The organism is Streptomyces sp. R-07, assembly GCF_049913175.1.
GTDB lineage: Bacteria > Actinomycetota > Actinomycetes > Streptomycetales > Streptomycetaceae > Streptomyces.
Map to the genome: position 1 here is coordinate 5,578,444 of NZ_CP183978.1, position 14,947 is coordinate 5,593,390.

Below are 14,947 nucleotides of genomic sequence, written 5' to 3' on the forward strand. Positions count from 1 at the left end.
CGCACAGCGTGGTGCGCCCGCTCCGCTCCGTACTCGCCTGCGAAGGTGGACAACGTGAAGGCAATCCGTCGATTCACCGTGCGTCCCGTCCTCCCCGACACCCTTCGACCCCTCGCCGACCTCGCGCACAACCTGCGCTGGTCCTGGCACGAGCCCACCCGGGCGCTCTTCGCGTCCCTCGACGCCCCTGGCGCGGCGACCCCGGCCGGCGCCGACCCCGTCCGGGTCCTCGGCGCCCTCGAAGCGCCCCGGCTCGCCGCGCTCGCCGCCGACCAGGACTTCCTGGCCCGGCTGAGCGCCGCCGCCGAGGACCTCGACCAGTATCTGCACGCCCCCCGCTGGTACCAGGGCCGGCCCGGCGACGCCCCGGCCGCCGTCGCCTACTTCTCGCCCGAGTTCGGCGTCGCCGCCGCCCTGCCCCAGTACTCCGGCGGCCTCGGCATCCTCGCCGGCGACCACCTCAAGTCCGCCAGCGACCTCGGAGTCCCGCTGATCGGCGTGGGCCTGCTCTACCGGCACGGCTACTTCCGGCAGTCCCTCGGCCGGGACGGCTGGCAGCAGGAGCAGTACCCCGTCCTCGACCCCGGAGAGCTGCCCGTCACCCTGCTCCGCGAGGCCGACGGCACCCCCGCCCGGATCACCCTCGCCCTCCCCGGAGGCCGCAGCCTCCACGCCCACCTGTGGATCGCCCGGGTCGGCCGCGTCCCGCTCCTCATGCTCGACTCCGACGTCGAGGAGAACGCCCCCGGCGAACGGAGCGTCACCGACCGGCTGTACGGCGGCGGCAGCGAGCACCGGCTCCTCCAGGAGATGCTCCTCGGCATCGGCGGCGTCCGCGCCGTCCGCACCTACACCCGGCTCACCGGCCACCCCGCACCCGAGGTCTTCCACAGCAACGAGGGCCACGCCGGCTTCCTCGGCCTCGAACGCGTCCGCGAACTCCAGGGCGAGGGCCTCGACTTCGACAGCGCCCTGGAGACCGTCCGGGCCGGCACCGTCTTCACCACCCACACCCCCGTCCCGGCCGGCATCGACCGCTTCGACCGCGGCCTGATCGCCCGCCACCTCGGCGAGGACGGCGCGCTCCCCGGCGTCGACACCGCACGCGTCCTCGCCCTCGGCGACGAGACCCCGCTCGGCGGCGAACCCGGCGTCTTCAACATGGCCGCCATGGGCCTGCGCCTCGCCCAGCGGGCCAACGGCGTCTCCACCCTCCACGGCGCCGTCAGCCGCTCCATGTTCGCCGGACTCTGGCCGGGCTTCGACGCCGACGAGGTGCCGATCACCTCCGTCACCAACGGCGTCCACGCCCCCACCTGGGTCGCCCCCGAGGTCGGCCGGCTCTCCCCGGACGCGAGCGACCGCGAGCTGTGGGAGCTGCGCCGCACCCTCCGCGAACGGCTCGTGACCGACGTACGGGAACGGCTCCGGGCCTCCTGGCGCCACCGCGGCGCGGCCGCCGCCGAACTCGGCTGGACCGAGTCCGTCCTCGACCCCGACGTCCTCACCATCGGCTTCGCCCGCCGCGTCCCCTCGTACAAGCGGCTCACCCTGATGCTCCGGGACAAGGACCGGCTGCGCGCCCTCCTCCTCCACCCCGAGCGGCCCGTGCAGCTCGTCGTCGCCGGCAAGGCCCACCCCGCCGACGACGGCGGGAAGCGGCTCGTGCAGGAACTCGTCCGGTTCGCCGACGACCCCCGGGTCCGGCACCGGATCGTCTTCCTGCCCGACTACGGCATGGAGATGGCCCGCGGGCTCTACCCCGGCTGCGACGTCTGGCTCAACAACCCGCTGCGCCCCCTGGAGGCCTGCGGCACCAGCGGCATGAAGGCCGCCCTCAACGGCTGCCTCAACCTCTCCGTCCTCGACGGCTGGTGGGACGAGTGGTTCGAGCCCGACTTCGGCTGGGCCATCCCCACCGCCGACGGCGCGGCCGCCGCCGACGAGGACCGCCGCGACGACCTGGAGGCCGCCGCCCTCTACGAGCTGATCGAGCGCCGCGTCGCCCCCCGCTTCTACGACGGCGGCCCCGACGGGGTGCCGGCCGACTGGACGGCCATGGTCCGCCGCACCCTCGCCGACCTCGGCCCGAAGGTGCTCGCCGACCGGATGGTCCGCGAGTACGTCGAGAAGCTGTACGTGCCCGCGGCAGGCGCCCGCCGCGCCCTCACCCCGGACCGGGCGCGGGACCTCGCGGCGTGGAAGGCCCGGGTCCGGGAGGCCTGGCCCAAGGTGACCGTCGACCACGTCGAGGTCGGCGACGGGCTCGCGGACGACCTCGCCGACGCGGAGCTGGGCGCGACCCCCGTCGTCCGGGTCCGGGTGGCGCTCGGCGCGCTCGGCCCCGACGACGTCGAGGTGCAGGCCGTCACCGGCCGGGTCGACGCCGACGACACCCTCGCCGCCCCCCGCACCGTCACCCTGAAGCCGGCGGGCGGGCCCGACCTGGAGGGGCGGCTCCCCTACGCGGGCACCCTGGAGCTCGACCGCACCGGCTCCTTCGGCTGCACGGTCCGCGTCCTGCCCGCCCACCCGCTGCTCGCCCACCCGGCCGAACTCGGCCTCGCGGCCCTGCCGGAGGAGACGACGGGGGAGGGGGCGGGAGTCCTCCTGCGCTGACGCGCGGACGCCCGGAGGGAAAGGTCCCTCCGGGCGTCCGTCATGTCACTTCAGGCCGTGCGGGCCTTCCCTCTACGGGAAGGTCAGCTTGAAGCTGTTGATGTAGCCGGTGTCGATCGACGCCTTGTCCTGGACGCGGAGCTTCCAGGTGCCGTTGGCGACCTCGGACGAGGCGTTCACGGTGTACGTCTGGTTGATGTTGTCGGTGCTGCCGCCGGCCCGGTTGCTCAGGTTGTACACCGAGCCGTCCGGGGCGATGAGGTCGACGACCAGGTCACCGATGTAGGTGTGGACGATGTTCACGCCGACGGCCAGGTTGCTCGGCGCGTTGCCGGTGACACCGGTGACGCTGAGCGACGAGGTGACCGCGACGCCGTTGTCCGGTATGGAGACGTCGGCGTCGTTGGTGAACACCGTGCCGCCACCGCCGCCGCCGGGGCGGGAGCCGACGTTCACGGCGGCCCAGGCGTTCTGGACGGCCGTGACCTCGGCGCTGGTCGCGCCGTAGAGGTCGGTGGCCGCCGCGACCGTGCCGGTGCGGGCGCCGGCGTAGTCGGTGGTGGAGCTGAACTTGCTGGTGAGCGCCTTGTACCAGATCGCCGCGGCCTTGTCACGGCCGATGCCGGTGACGGGCAGGCCGTCGGAGGTCGGCGAGTTGTAGGTCACGCCGTTGATGGTCTTCGAGCCGCTGCCCTCGGACAGCAGGTAGAAGAAGTGGTTCGCCGGGCCCGAGGAGTAGTGGACGTCGACCGAGCCGATGCCCGAGTACCACGAGTCCTTGGACGCGCCGTCCTTGCTCGGCTTGTCCATGTAGCGCAGCGGGGAGCCGTCGCCGTTGATGTCGATCTTCTCGCCGATGAGGTAGTCACCGACGTCCGAGGAGTTGTTGGCGTAGAACTCGACGGTCGATCCGAAGATGTCCGAGGTGGCCTCGTTGAGGCCGCCGGACTCGCCGCTGTAGTTCAGACCCGCGGTGTTGGAGGTGACGCCGTGCGTCATCTCGTGCGCGGCCACGTCGATGGACGTGAGCGGGTGGGTGTTGCTGACGCCGTCGCCGTAGGTCATGCAGAAGCAGGAGTCGGACCAGAAGGCGTTGACGTACGCGCTGCCGTAGTGGACCCGGGAGTACGCGCCGACGCCGTCACCGCGGATGCCGGAGCGGCCCTGCACGTTCTTGTAGTAGTCCCAGGTGAGCGCGGCACCGTAGTGCGCGTCCGCGCCGGCGGTCTCCTTGTTGGAGGCCAGGCCGTTGCCCCAGGTGTCGGTGCTGTTGGTGAACAGCGTGCCGGTGCCGGAGGTGCCACCGTTGAGGTTGTACGTCTTGTGGTTGCCGCGCGTCGTGTCCGTGAGGCTGTACGACGGGGCGGTGCCGAGGGTGACCTGGCCGCTGTACATCGTGTTGCCGATGCCGGTCTCGATGCCCTGCCACTCGAACAGCTTCGCGCCGGACTTCGCGTCCGTGATGACGTGCAGCTCGTTCGGGGTGCCGTCGTGCTGGAGGCCGCCGACGACGGTCTCGTACGCGAGGACGGGCGCGCCCTGGGCCATCCACACGACCTTGCGCGGGGCGCGGTCGGCGGCGGTCTTCTTCGAGCCGTCCGCGGCGGCGAGGCCGACGGCCTGCTTCTCGGCGGCGGCCGGGGCGACGGAGGCGCTGAGGTCGACGTTCTTGAGCTCGGCGCGGCTCGACTTGATGACCCCGGTCGTGGCGCCGGCCTTGGTCTCGTCGACGATCAGGTCGCCGCCGAGGACGGGCAGCCCGGCGAAGGTGCGCTCGTAGCGCGTGTGGGTCGCGCCGTCGCGGTCCTGGACCACGTCACGGACGACCAGCTTCTCCTGGGCGCCGAGGCCGAGGGACTTGGCCGTCTCGGCCTTGTCGGCGTCCGCCGCCTTGATCAGCGCGGCGCGCTGGGCGGGGGAGAGGTCGGCCGGGAGCTTGCCCGGGTTGACCTTGCCGAGGGAGTGCCCCGCGGCGGGGGCGTCGGCCCCGAAGGTGCCGGCGGAGGCGGTGCCGGACTGGACGCCGAGGGTGAGCATGGCGGCGGCAGCGATCAGAGCGCCGGTCGCGGTGGCGCGACGGCTGGGCGTGGATCTCACGCAGACTCCTTATGCGAGGGGGGTACCGGCGGACTTGGGTGAGCCCGTCCGGGCGGAGCAAGGAGAGCTGTGGAGCAGGTACGTGTGACACCGAACTCGTCCTTGTGACGCGGAACTCGTTCGGGTGAAGCGGTGAACTGTGGTGCGAAGAGCCGGGGAGAGAGTGACAGGAATGACGGGGACCTGTCAGGACCGCGTCAGGAAGTTGGCCGGAAATCGTCCGCTGTCCGAATGTCCGTGTTCGTTAACCGGACGTTTCCTCGATCATGGCCGCGATGCCGTCCAACGTCCGGCGGAGCCCGAATTCGAAGAGCGTCTCCAGGTCCAGACCGAAGCCCCCACCGCTGGTGACCGCCATCAACTCCGGGTACGAGCCGCCCGCCTGGATCGCGTCGAACCGTGGCTCATTCTGTTCCATCCACTCGCCGTCGGAAATCCCCGTGTCCTGGCGCGCCTGCTCCTCCAGGTCGTCCGCCATCGACAGGCCCTGGACGAACGCGAAGATCACCAGATGCGCGTGGAGCTTGTCCGCGGGGGGCAGCGGCGTCCCCCGGAGCGCCCGCAGGACCCACTCCGTGTACTTCATCGCGTTCGGCGTCGCGACCGGCCGCGTGAACGACGCCATCGCGTGCGCCATCCACCGGTGCCGGGCGTACACCCCGCGCAGCCACCGCGCCCCCCGCTCCAGGCCCGTCCGCCAGTCCGCCGGCACCGGACCCAGCGGCACCTCGCCGCACGCCGCGTCCGCGATCAGCCGCACCAGCTCCGCCTTGCCCGGCACATGCCGGTACAGCGCCATCGTCGAGGTGTTCAGCGCCGTCGCTACCCGGCGCATCGTCAGCGCGTTCAAGCCCTCGGCGTCCGCCAGTTCCAGCGCCGCCCCGACGATCCGCTCCCGCGTGAGCGCCGTCTGAGCCGGTGTCGCCGCCGCCCGCCTCGCCGGCTCCACGACCACCGTGCCCACCCCCGGCTCGACCCGCACCACGCCCTCCTGGCGCAACGCCGCCAGCGCCTTCGTGGCCGTCGCCATCGCCACGCCCCACTCGCGCGTGATCGCCCGCGTCGACGGCACCCGGTCTCCCGGGGCCAGCTCCCCGGCGCGGACACGGCGTCGGATCTCGGCGGCGATGGCCAGGTAGGGCGGCTCGGTCGTCATGGGGTGGGAGTGTACTAGTGCACCTGTGCGGTGTACGCCGGTGTGACCTGTTGTTCTGATGGGGAGTTGACGGGGTGAGGTGAGTGCACTAGGACGTTTGTGGCGTTGTACGCGTCCTCTTGCTTCTCTGCTCGCATGACACTCACCGCAGAACCTCAGCCGGCCACCGGGCCCGGCCGCGCCGGCCGGCGCGAATGGACCGCCCTCGGCGTCCTGATGCTCCCCCTCCTCCTCGTCTCCATGGACGTCTCCGTCCTCTACTTCGCGATCCCCTCCATCGCCGCCGACCTCCGGCCCGGCGCGACCCAGCAGCTGTGGATCCTCGACATGTACGGCTTCGTGCTCGCCGGACTCCTCGTCACCATGGGCTCCCTCGGCGACCGCGTCGGGCGCCGCAAGCTCCTCCTCTTCGGCGCCGCCCTCTTCGGCGCCGCCTCCGTCGCCGCCGCCTACGCCCACAGCTCCGGCGCCCTCATCGGCGCCCGCGCGCTCCTCGGCGTCGCCGGCGCCTGCCTCATGCCGTCCACCCTCGCCCTGATCCGCACCCTCTTCCAGGACCCGGCCCAGCGCACCAAGGCCGTCACCCTGTGGACCACCGTCATGGCGAGCGGCATCTCCCTCGGGCCCGTCGTCAGCGGCGCCCTCCTCGAACACTTCTGGTGGGGCTCGGTTTTCCTCATCAACCTGCCCGCGATGCTGCTGCTGCTCGTCCTCACGCCCCTGCTCGTGTCCGAGTCCAAGGGCGCGTCCGGCGGCGGGCGGTTCGATGTCCTCAGCGCTGTGCTCTCGCTCGTCGCCCTGCTCCCCGTCATCTACGGGATCAAGGAGCTCGCCAAGGGCGGGTGGGCTGCCGTGCCCGCCGTCTGTGTTGTCGTCGGGCTTGTCGTCGGGCTCTTCTTCGTTCGGCGGCAGGGGCGGCTTGACGATCCCATGGTTGATCTGCGGCTCGTCCGTACCCCTGCGTACGGCGGCTCCCTCCTCGTCAACCTGTTCGCCATGGCCGCGACCGTCGGCTTCGCCGTCTTCCTCACCCAGTACCTCCAGTCCGTCCTCGGCCAGAGCCCCCTCGAAGCCGCCCTGTGGAGCCTCGTCCCCACCGGTGGCGTCATGCTCGCCGCGCCGGTGTCCGCGGTGCTCGCCCAGCGGGTCGACCGGGCCTACGTCATGAGCGGGGGGTTCCTCGTCTCCGCGGCCGGGTTCGGGTGGCTCGTCGCCGTCGACCGCGCCACGCCCTTCTGGGTGATCCTCGTCGGCAGCGCCGTCTACGCCGCCGGGCTCGTCTCCGCGATGACCCTCGCCAACGAACTCGCCCTCGGCGCCGCCCCGCCCGAGCGCGCGGGTGCCGCCGCCGCCGTGCTCGAATCGGGGTCGGAGCTGGGCGGGGCGCTCGGGATGGCTCTCCTCGGGTCCGTCGGTGCCGCGGTCTACACGGCGGCCATGCCCTCTTCGGCGCCCGCCGCCGCTCGCGAGACGCTCGGGGGTGCGCTGGGGGCCCCGGCCGGTGTTCTCGAAGCCGCGCGGAGCGCCTTCGTGTCGGCGATGTCCGGGGCCGCTCTCGGGGCCGCTCTGTTGATGCTGCTTGCGGCTGTGTTGTCGCTGGTGCTCCTGCGGCGGCGTTGAGTGGTCGGGTCGTCGGGGACGGGTAAGGGGTCGTGTTCGGGACTGCGTGATGTACGGCGCCGGGGCGCCACGAATCACGCGTCACGTCCCGAACACGACCCCCTGCCCGTCCCCCCTCTGTCCGTCGCCGGTTTTCCCTCAGCCCACCAGGCTGTCCCGCCACGCCTGGTGCAGGCCCGCGTAGTGGCCCTCGCCCTTCACCAGGGCCGACGGGTGTCCGTCCTCGACGATCCGGCCCGACTCCATGACGAGGACCCGGTCCGCCACCTCGACCGTGGACAGACGGTGGGCGATCACCACCGCCGTACGGCCCGCCAGGACCGTGTCCATCGCCCGCTGCACCGCTCGCTCGCCCGGCACGTCCAGGGAACTCGTCGCCTCGTCCAGGATCAGGACCGCCGGGTCCGCCAGGAGCGCGCGGGCGAACGCGACCAGTTGGCGCTGGCCGGCGGAGATCCGGCCGCCCCTCTTGCGTACGTCCGTGTCGTAGCCGTCCGGGAGGGTGGTGATGAACTCGTGCGCCCCGATCGCCTTCGCCGCCGCCTCGATCTCCTCGCGCGTCGCGTCCGGGCGGCCGATCGCGATGTTGTCCGCCACCGTGCCCGAGAAGAGGAACGCCTCCTGCGTGACCATCACGATTCCGCGGCGGAGGGTTGGTGTGGTCAGGTTTTTGAGGTCTACGCCGTCGAGTCTTACGTGGCCTTCTGTGGGGTCGTAGAACCTTGCCAGGAGTTTTGCCAGGGTTGATTTCCCTGCGCCCGTCGCTCCTACCACCGCCACCGTCTGGCCCGCCGGGATCGTCAGGTCGAAGGTGGGCAGCACCTCGCCGCCTGTGCGGTAGGCGAATCTGACCTGGTCGAAGGTGATCTCCCTGCCCGGTGTCCCGGTGCGGTCCGGGAGTTCGCGGGGGTTCTTCGTCTCCGGGACTCCGGGTTCCTGGGCCAGTAGGCCGGCGATCTTGGTGAGGGAAGCCGCCGCCGACTCGTACGAGTTCAGGAACATGCCGAGACGGTCGATCGGGTCGTACAGGCGGCGCATGTAGAGCACCGCCGCCGCCAGGACGCCCAGTTCCAGTGTTCCGTCCGCGACCCTGTACGCGCCCCAGAGGCACATGCCGGCCACCGCCGTGTTCGCCACCAGGCGCGAGCCGACCACATAGCGGGCCATCTCGAGGAGCGCGTCGCCGTTGCTTCGTTCGTGGCGGTGGTTGAGCTGCGCGAATTCCGTGTCGTTGGTGCTTTCGCGGCGGAACGCCCTCACCGGGCGGATGCCGTTCATCGTCTCCGCGAACTTCACGATCACGCCTGCGATCGCCGTCGAACGCTCCGCGTACACCTCGCCCGCGCGGCGCCGGTAGAGGCGGATCAGAAGGTACAGCGGTACGAAGGACGCGATCGCCGTCGTTCCGATGCCCCGGTCGAGCCAGAGGAGGATCAGCGAGATCGAGGTGAAGGAGAGGACCACCCCGATCAGTTCCTGGAGGCCCTCCGAGAGCAGTTCTCGTAGTGATTCGACGTCCGTGGTCGAGCGGGAGATCAGCCGGCCCGAGGTGTACCGCTCGTGGAAGTCGACGCTCAGCAGCTGCGCGTGCCGGAAGATCCGGCCACGCAGGTCGAGCAGCACGTCCTGGTTGATCTTCGCGGTGCCGCGTACGAAGGCGTACTGCAGGGCGCCCGACAGGGCGGCGCACAGCAGGTAGCCGACGGCCACGGCGACGACCGGACCGTGGTCTCCCGCGCGGAAGGCCGGGACGCCCCGGTCGATCGCGTACGCGACGAGCAGCGGGCCCGCCTGGACCGCGCCCTCCTTCACGAGGAGGACCAGGGCCGCGATCGCGACACGGGTCCGGTGGGTGGCCAGGAGGGAGCGGAGCAGGGCTCCTGTCGCTCCCCGGGGCGCGGGGAGGTCGTCGCGGTCGAAGGGGTCGGACGCTTCGGCCGGGGCCTGCTTCTCCGACGTTTTCGTGAGCGTGGTGTCCGTCATCGGTTCTCGTCCCCCTCGCCGGACATCAGCCAGGCGTACTCGGTGCTCTCGCGGAGCAGCTCCTGGTGCGTGCCCACCGCCGCGATCCGTCCCCGTGAGAGCAGCGCGACCCGGTCGGCGAGCATCACCGTCGACGGGCGGTGCGCCACGACGAGGGCCGTCGTCTCCTTGAGGACCTCCCGCAGGGCCGCCTCGACCCGGGCCTCCGTGTGGACGTCGAGCGCCGAGAGCGGGTCGTCCAGGACCAGGAACCGGGGCTTGCCGACCACCGCGCGGGCGAGGGCCAGCCGCTGTCGCTGGCCGCCCGACAGGCTGAGGCCCTGCTCGCCGACCTGGGTCGCCGTGCCGTCCGGGAGCCTGTCGACGAAGCCGTCCGCCTGTGCGACGCCCAGGGCGCGCCGGAGGTCCGTCTCGCCCGCTCCTTCGGCGCCCATCAGGACGTTCTCGCCGACGCTCGCCGAGAACAGCGTGGGCTCCTCGAACGCCATCGACACGAGGGAGCGCAGCCTCCGCCGTTCCATGAGGGCGATGTCCTCGCCGTCGAGGAGGATCCGGCCGGCCGTCGCCTCGTGCAGGCGCGGGACGAGGGCGGTGAGCGTCGTCTTGCCGGAGCCCGTGCCGCCCACCAGGGCCAGTGTCTCGCCGGGGCGGATGTGGAGGTCGATGCCGTCCAGGACGGGCGGCGCCTCCTCGGGGGCGTCCGGGTAGCGGAAGGAGACGCCCTCGAAGCGGACCCCGTCCGGGACGCCGCCGCCCACGGTGCCGTCGGCGGTCTCCGGTTCCTCCGCCGCGTCCATCACCTCGAAGTAGCGTTCCGTCGCGGTCGCCGCCTCCTGGCTCATCGCGAGCAGGAAGCCGATCGACTCCACCGGCCAGCGCAGCGCCATCGCCGTCGACAGGAACGCGACGAGCGTGCCCGCCGACAGGTCCCCGTCCGCGACCTGCACGGTGCCGAGCACCAGGGCCGCGCCGATGGCCAGCTCCGGTACGACGGTGATGACCGCCCAGATCCACGCGAGCAGCCGCGCCTTGAGGAGTTCCGTGCCGCGCAGCTGTCCGGCGAGCTCCCGGAAGGCCTTCGCCTGGCTGCGGTTCCGGCCGAAGCCCTTCACGATCCGGATGCCGAGGACGCTCTCCTCGACGACCGTCGTCAGGTCGCCGACCTGGTCCTGGGCCGTGCGCGCCACCACCCCGTACCGGCGCTCGAAGAGGGAGCAGACGATCACGAGCGGGATGACGGGTGTGAGCAGCACCAGGCCGAGGGACCAGTCCTGGGCGAGCAGGAGGACGTAACCGGCGAGGATCGTCACGCCGTTGACGAGCAGGAAGGTCAGCGGGAAGGCCAGGAACATCCGGACCAGCATCAGGTCCGTCGTCCCGCGCGAGAGCAGCTGCCCGGACGCCCACCGGTCGTGGAACGCGATCGGAAGGCGCTGCAGCCTGCTGTACAGGTCGGCTCGCATCCGGGCCTCCACCGAGGACAGCGGCCGTGCCACCAGCCACCGGCGGAGGCCGAACAGGGCGGCCTCGGTGACCCCGAGGAGCAGGAGGTACAGCGCACCGAGCCAGACGCCCCCGGGGTCCCGGTCCGCGACGGGCCCGTCCACCAGCCACTTCAGGACGAGCGGGATGACGAGCGACAGGCAGGAGGCCACGATCGCGACGAACGCGGCCGTGAACAGCCGGCCCCGCACGGGCCGTACGTACGGCCAGAGTCGGAGCAGGACACGGACCGCCGAGCGGTCGGATTGCGGGGGGTTCGGTTTCTCGGGCATCAGGTCCGACCATACGGTTCGCCACTGACACGTCTCATCCGGTTTTCCGTCGTACCCCGCATCGACCGATGGCTGATGCCGGTTCGAGCGACCGGGGCATCCTGGGCGGACCTGAGCCCCGCGCGGGGCCCGCCCGCCTTCCGGACGGGAGCGCTCCGTAGGATCCCTGCCCTGAAGATCGACCAGGGGTGGGAAGAACGACGATGAGGCATTCCAGAAGACTCCGCACGGCGGCCGTCACGCTGCCGCTGCTGCTCGCGGCCGTCGGCTGCCAGACGGCCGGCCCGGTGGAGCGACCGGCCGCGAAGGGGGCCTCGCCGACCGGCAAGCCGGTCTTCGAGGAGCGGCTCGCGGACCAGCTGAGCGCGGCTTCCAGGGCGACCGCCGCGACCGGCTCGGCCCGTTTCACCGCCACCGTCACCTACGGCTCGGCCGGGGGCAGTGCCGTCGAGCGGACCACCGGAGTGCTCGACTACGCCAAGGACACCGCCCGCGTCGAGCGGACCGTCGACATCCCGCGCCGCTTCCCCGAGAAGGCGGCGACCGAGGACCTCGGCCGCGCCCCGGGCGCCACCGCCCGCGAGCAGTTCGCCGTCGAGGAGAACGACGTCAGCTACCGGACCTCGCGCGGCACCTGGCTCCGCTACTCCGCGTCCGGCTCCATGGATTTCGCCGACAGCGTCTCCGGTTTCCTGGAGTACGCGGGCGAGACCGCTCCCTGGGGCCGCACCCTGGCCGAGGTGGTGCGCCACGAGCACCCGGAGCGGACCCCCGAGAAGACCGGCGACGGTGGGCGCCGCTACGAGCTGAAGGTCTACGCGTCGTCCGCCTCCGACGCCCTGCCGGACGACGTCGCGCTCCATCTGGACCCGGGCGCCGCCGACAAGGTTCCGCTGACCGTGGTCCTCGACAAGGACGGCCGCCTGGTCCGCGCCGAGGCCGACTTCCGGCCGGTGCTCGGCGTCTTGCACGCCAAGGGCGTCCTCACCGGGGTCTCCTCCCTGCGCGCGCAGTACGTCCTGGACGGCCACGGGAGGACGACGGTGCCGCCCGTGCCCGCCGGCGAGCGGTCCGAGGACGCCGAACAGGTCACCACCACCATGGACAAGCTGAAGCCCGGTGCCTGCGCCTCCACGGACACCGGTCTCGGGTCCTTGGACCGGGTCCTGAAGGTCCCCTGCGGCAAGGACGCGGAGCTCCGCGTCTTCGGCCGGGCGCGGGTCGACAAGACGGTCCAGGGCGACCCGCGGGGCGTGGGGGAGGCGGCGGCCGGCGAGAAGTGCCGTGCCGGCTTCCGCTCGGCGCCCGCCGCGTGGACCTCGGGAGCCCGGCCCGCGGGCTCGTACACGGTCTACGGCGGTACGAGCATCAGCTACGAGTACACCGGCCCCGACTCCACCGTCCGCGGCGACTACACCTGCTACGTCACCCTCCGCTGACCCGCCCCCTCACGCCCGCACCCGCAGCAGCACCACCGACCGGGCCCCCACCGTGAGCGTGCCGTCGCCCGGGTGGTGGGTGCCCGGGGCCGTCGACTGGTCCTCCCGCGCCGTGTCCACGACCAGCTCGTACGACTCCGCCCACGGCGGGCCCGGCAGCCGGAAGTCCAGGGGGCGGGGGCCGGCGTGCAGGACGGCGAGGAAGCTGTCGTCGGTGATCTGCTCGCCCCGCGCGTCCCGGCCCGGGATGTCGCGGCCGGACAGGTAGAGGCCGAGGGTGGCCGTGGGCGCGTACCAGTCCCGCTCGGTCATCTCGGTGCCCTCGGCGGTGAACCAGGCCAGGTCCCGCAGCCCGTCCGCGCCCTGCGGCCGGCCGGAGAAGAAGGCCCGGCGGCGCAGAACCGGGTGGCGGTGCCGCAGGTCGAGCAGCCGCTGGGACAGGGCGAGCAGCTCGCCCCGGCCGGGGTCCTCCGGCAGGGACCAGTCGAGCCAGCCGAGTTCGTTGTCCTGGCAGTACGCGTTGTTGTTGCCGCCCTGCGTGCGGCCCATCTCGTCGCCGGCGACGAGCATCGGGACCCCGGTGGACAGGAGCAGGGTGGTGAGGAGGTTGCGCTGCTGACGCAGCCGCAGCTCCCGGATCTCCGGATCATCGGTCTCGCCCTCCACCCCGCAGTTCCAGGAGCGGTTGTCGTGGGTGCCGTCCCGGTTGCCCTCGCCGTTGGCCTCGTTGTGCTTGCGCTCGTACGTCACCAGGTCGCGGAGGGTGAAGCCGTCGTGCGCCGTGACGAAGTTGACCGAGGCGTACGGCCGGCGCCCGCCCCAGGCGTACAGGTCGCTGGAGCCGGACAGCCGGTAGCCGAGGTCCCGCACGTCGGGCAGCGCCCCGCGCCAGAAGTCCCGTACGGCGTCCCGGTAGCGGTCGTTCCACTCGGTCCACAGCGGAGGGAAGGCGCCGACCTGGTAGCCGCCGTTGCCGACGTCCCACGGTTCGGCGATCAGTTTGACCCGGCGCAGGACGGGGTCCTGGGCGATGACGGCCAGGAAGGGGGAGAGCATGTCGACGTCGTGGAAGGAGCGGGCGAGGGCCGCCGCCAGGTCGAAGCGGAAGCCGTCGACGCCCATCTCGGTCACCCAGTACCGCAGCGAGTCGGTGATGAGTCGGAGGACCTGCGGCTGCACGACGTGCAGGGTGTTGCCGCAGCCCGTGTAGTCGGCGTACCGGCGGGCGTCGGACTGGAGCCGGTAGTAGCCGCGGTTGTCGATGCCCTTCAGGGAGAGGGTGGGGCCGAGCTCGCCCGCCTCCGCCGTGTGGTTGTAGACGACGTCGAGGATGACCTCGATCCCGGCCGCGTGCAGCGCCCGCACCATCCGCTTGAACTCGCCGACCTGCTGCCCGGCCGTCCCGGAGGAGGAGTAGCCGGCGTGCGGGGCGAAGTAGCCGAGGGAGTTGTAGCCCCAGTAGTTGCGCAGCCCGCGCCGCAGGAGGTGGTCCTCGTGCGCGAACTGGTGCACCGGCAGCAGCTCGACGGCCGTCACCCCGAGCCGTACGAGATGGTCGATGGCGGCGGGGTGCGCGAGCCCCGCGTACGTGCCCCGCAGGTGCTCCGGGATGCCCGGGTGCCGTTTCGTGAAGCCCTTGACGTGCAGCTCGTAGATGACCGAGTCCTGCCAGGGCGTCTTGGGCCTGCGGTCGTCGGACCAGTCGTCGTCGTCATGGACGACGACCCCCTTCGGGACGTACGGGGCGGAGTCCCGCTCGTCGCGGACGGTGTCGGCCACGTGCTGCTGCGGCCAGTCCCGGACGTGCCCGTACGCCTCCGGGGGCAGCGCCGCGAAGTCGCCGTCGACGGCCCGCGCGTACGGGTCGAGGAGCAGCTTCGCCGGGTTCCAGCGGGCGCCCGTCCACGGGTCCCAGCGGCCGTGCACCCGGTAGCCGTACCGCTGTCCCGGCCCGACGCCCGGCACGAAGCCGTGCCAGATCTCGTGCGTCAGCTCGGTCAGCGGGAGTCGTGTCTCCGCCCCGTCGGCGTCGAAGAGGCACAGCTCGACGGCCTCCGCGCCGCCCGCCCACAGGGCGAAGTTGGTGCCCGTCACCCCGCCGGGGCCGACCCGGCAGCGGGCGCCGAGCGGCGTCGGCGCCCCCGGCCACACCGGTGGCCCGGCCCGCTCCAGGGCATGCTCCGGTACCGCCTCCTGCTCGGCTGCGCTCGACACCGTCCCGGCCTCCCGCGGCTCGTCGGGCCCGCACCCGGGGGACC

General features: G+C 72.3%; 8 protein-coding genes. 3 read left to right on the plus strand and 5 right to left on the minus strand.

What is annotated here, in order from left to right:
• Positions 1-54: 54 nt before the first annotated feature.
• Positions 55-2,619: an alpha-glucan family phosphorylase gene (glgP, locus tag ACN9M0_RS25765; RefSeq protein WP_426404290.1), complete on the plus strand. Its 2,565-nt coding sequence runs from the start codon at positions 55-57 to the stop codon at positions 2,617-2,619.
• A 72-nt stretch (positions 2,620-2,691) separates the two neighbouring features.
• Here glgP and ACN9M0_RS25770 read toward each other — a convergent pair whose 3' ends face one another.
• Both ACN9M0_RS25770 and ACN9M0_RS25775 read right to left on the minus strand, forming a co-directional pair.
• Positions 2,692-4,716: a M4 family metallopeptidase gene (locus ACN9M0_RS25770; RefSeq protein ID WP_366036028.1), complete on the minus strand. Its 2,025-nt coding sequence runs from the start codon at positions 4,714-4,716 to the stop codon at positions 2,692-2,694.
• Between the two features lie 244 nt (positions 4,717-4,960).
• Positions 4,961-5,872 (minus strand): TetR/AcrR family transcriptional regulator C-terminal domain-containing protein, encoded by a 912-nt coding sequence (locus ACN9M0_RS25775; RefSeq protein WP_399696042.1) that lies wholly within the window; start codon positions 5,870-5,872, stop codon positions 4,961-4,963.
• Between the two features lie 135 nt (positions 5,873-6,007).
• Here ACN9M0_RS25775 and ACN9M0_RS25780 point away from each other — a divergent pair, with 135 nt between their 5' ends.
• Positions 6,008-7,492, plus strand: a complete 1,485-nt coding sequence (locus ACN9M0_RS25780) for an MFS transporter (protein ID WP_426404291.1) — start codon at positions 6,008-6,010, stop codon at positions 7,490-7,492.
• Between the two features lie 138 nt (positions 7,493-7,630).
• Here the strand turns inward: ACN9M0_RS25780 and ACN9M0_RS25785 are convergent, their stop codons facing one another.
• A complete protein-coding gene (locus tag ACN9M0_RS25785; protein WP_426404292.1) occupies positions 7,631-9,475 on the minus strand; it encodes an ABC transporter ATP-binding protein in 1,845 nt (614 codons plus the stop codon).
• On the minus strand, positions 9,472-11,250 hold the full coding sequence (locus tag ACN9M0_RS25790) for an ABC transporter ATP-binding protein (protein WP_426404293.1): 1,779 nt from the start codon (positions 11,248-11,250) through the stop codon (positions 9,472-9,474). Before ACN9M0_RS25790 ends, ACN9M0_RS25785 begins: the two co-directional genes overlap by 4 nt.
• A gap of 203 nt (positions 11,251-11,453) precedes the next feature.
• Here ACN9M0_RS25790 and ACN9M0_RS25795 point away from each other — a divergent pair, with 203 nt between their 5' ends.
• The gene (locus ACN9M0_RS25795) at positions 11,454-12,689 is read left to right on the plus strand and encodes a hypothetical protein (RefSeq protein WP_426404294.1); all 1,236 of its coding nucleotides are present in this window, start codon (positions 11,454-11,456) and stop codon (positions 12,687-12,689) included.
• 9 nt (positions 12,690-12,698) lie between these two features.
• Here the strand turns inward: ACN9M0_RS25795 and glgX are convergent, their stop codons facing one another.
• On the minus strand, positions 12,699-14,903 hold the full coding sequence (glgX, locus tag ACN9M0_RS25800) for a glycogen debranching protein GlgX (protein WP_399696039.1): 2,205 nt from the start codon (positions 14,901-14,903) through the stop codon (positions 12,699-12,701).
• Positions 14,904-14,947 lie beyond the last annotated feature (44 nt).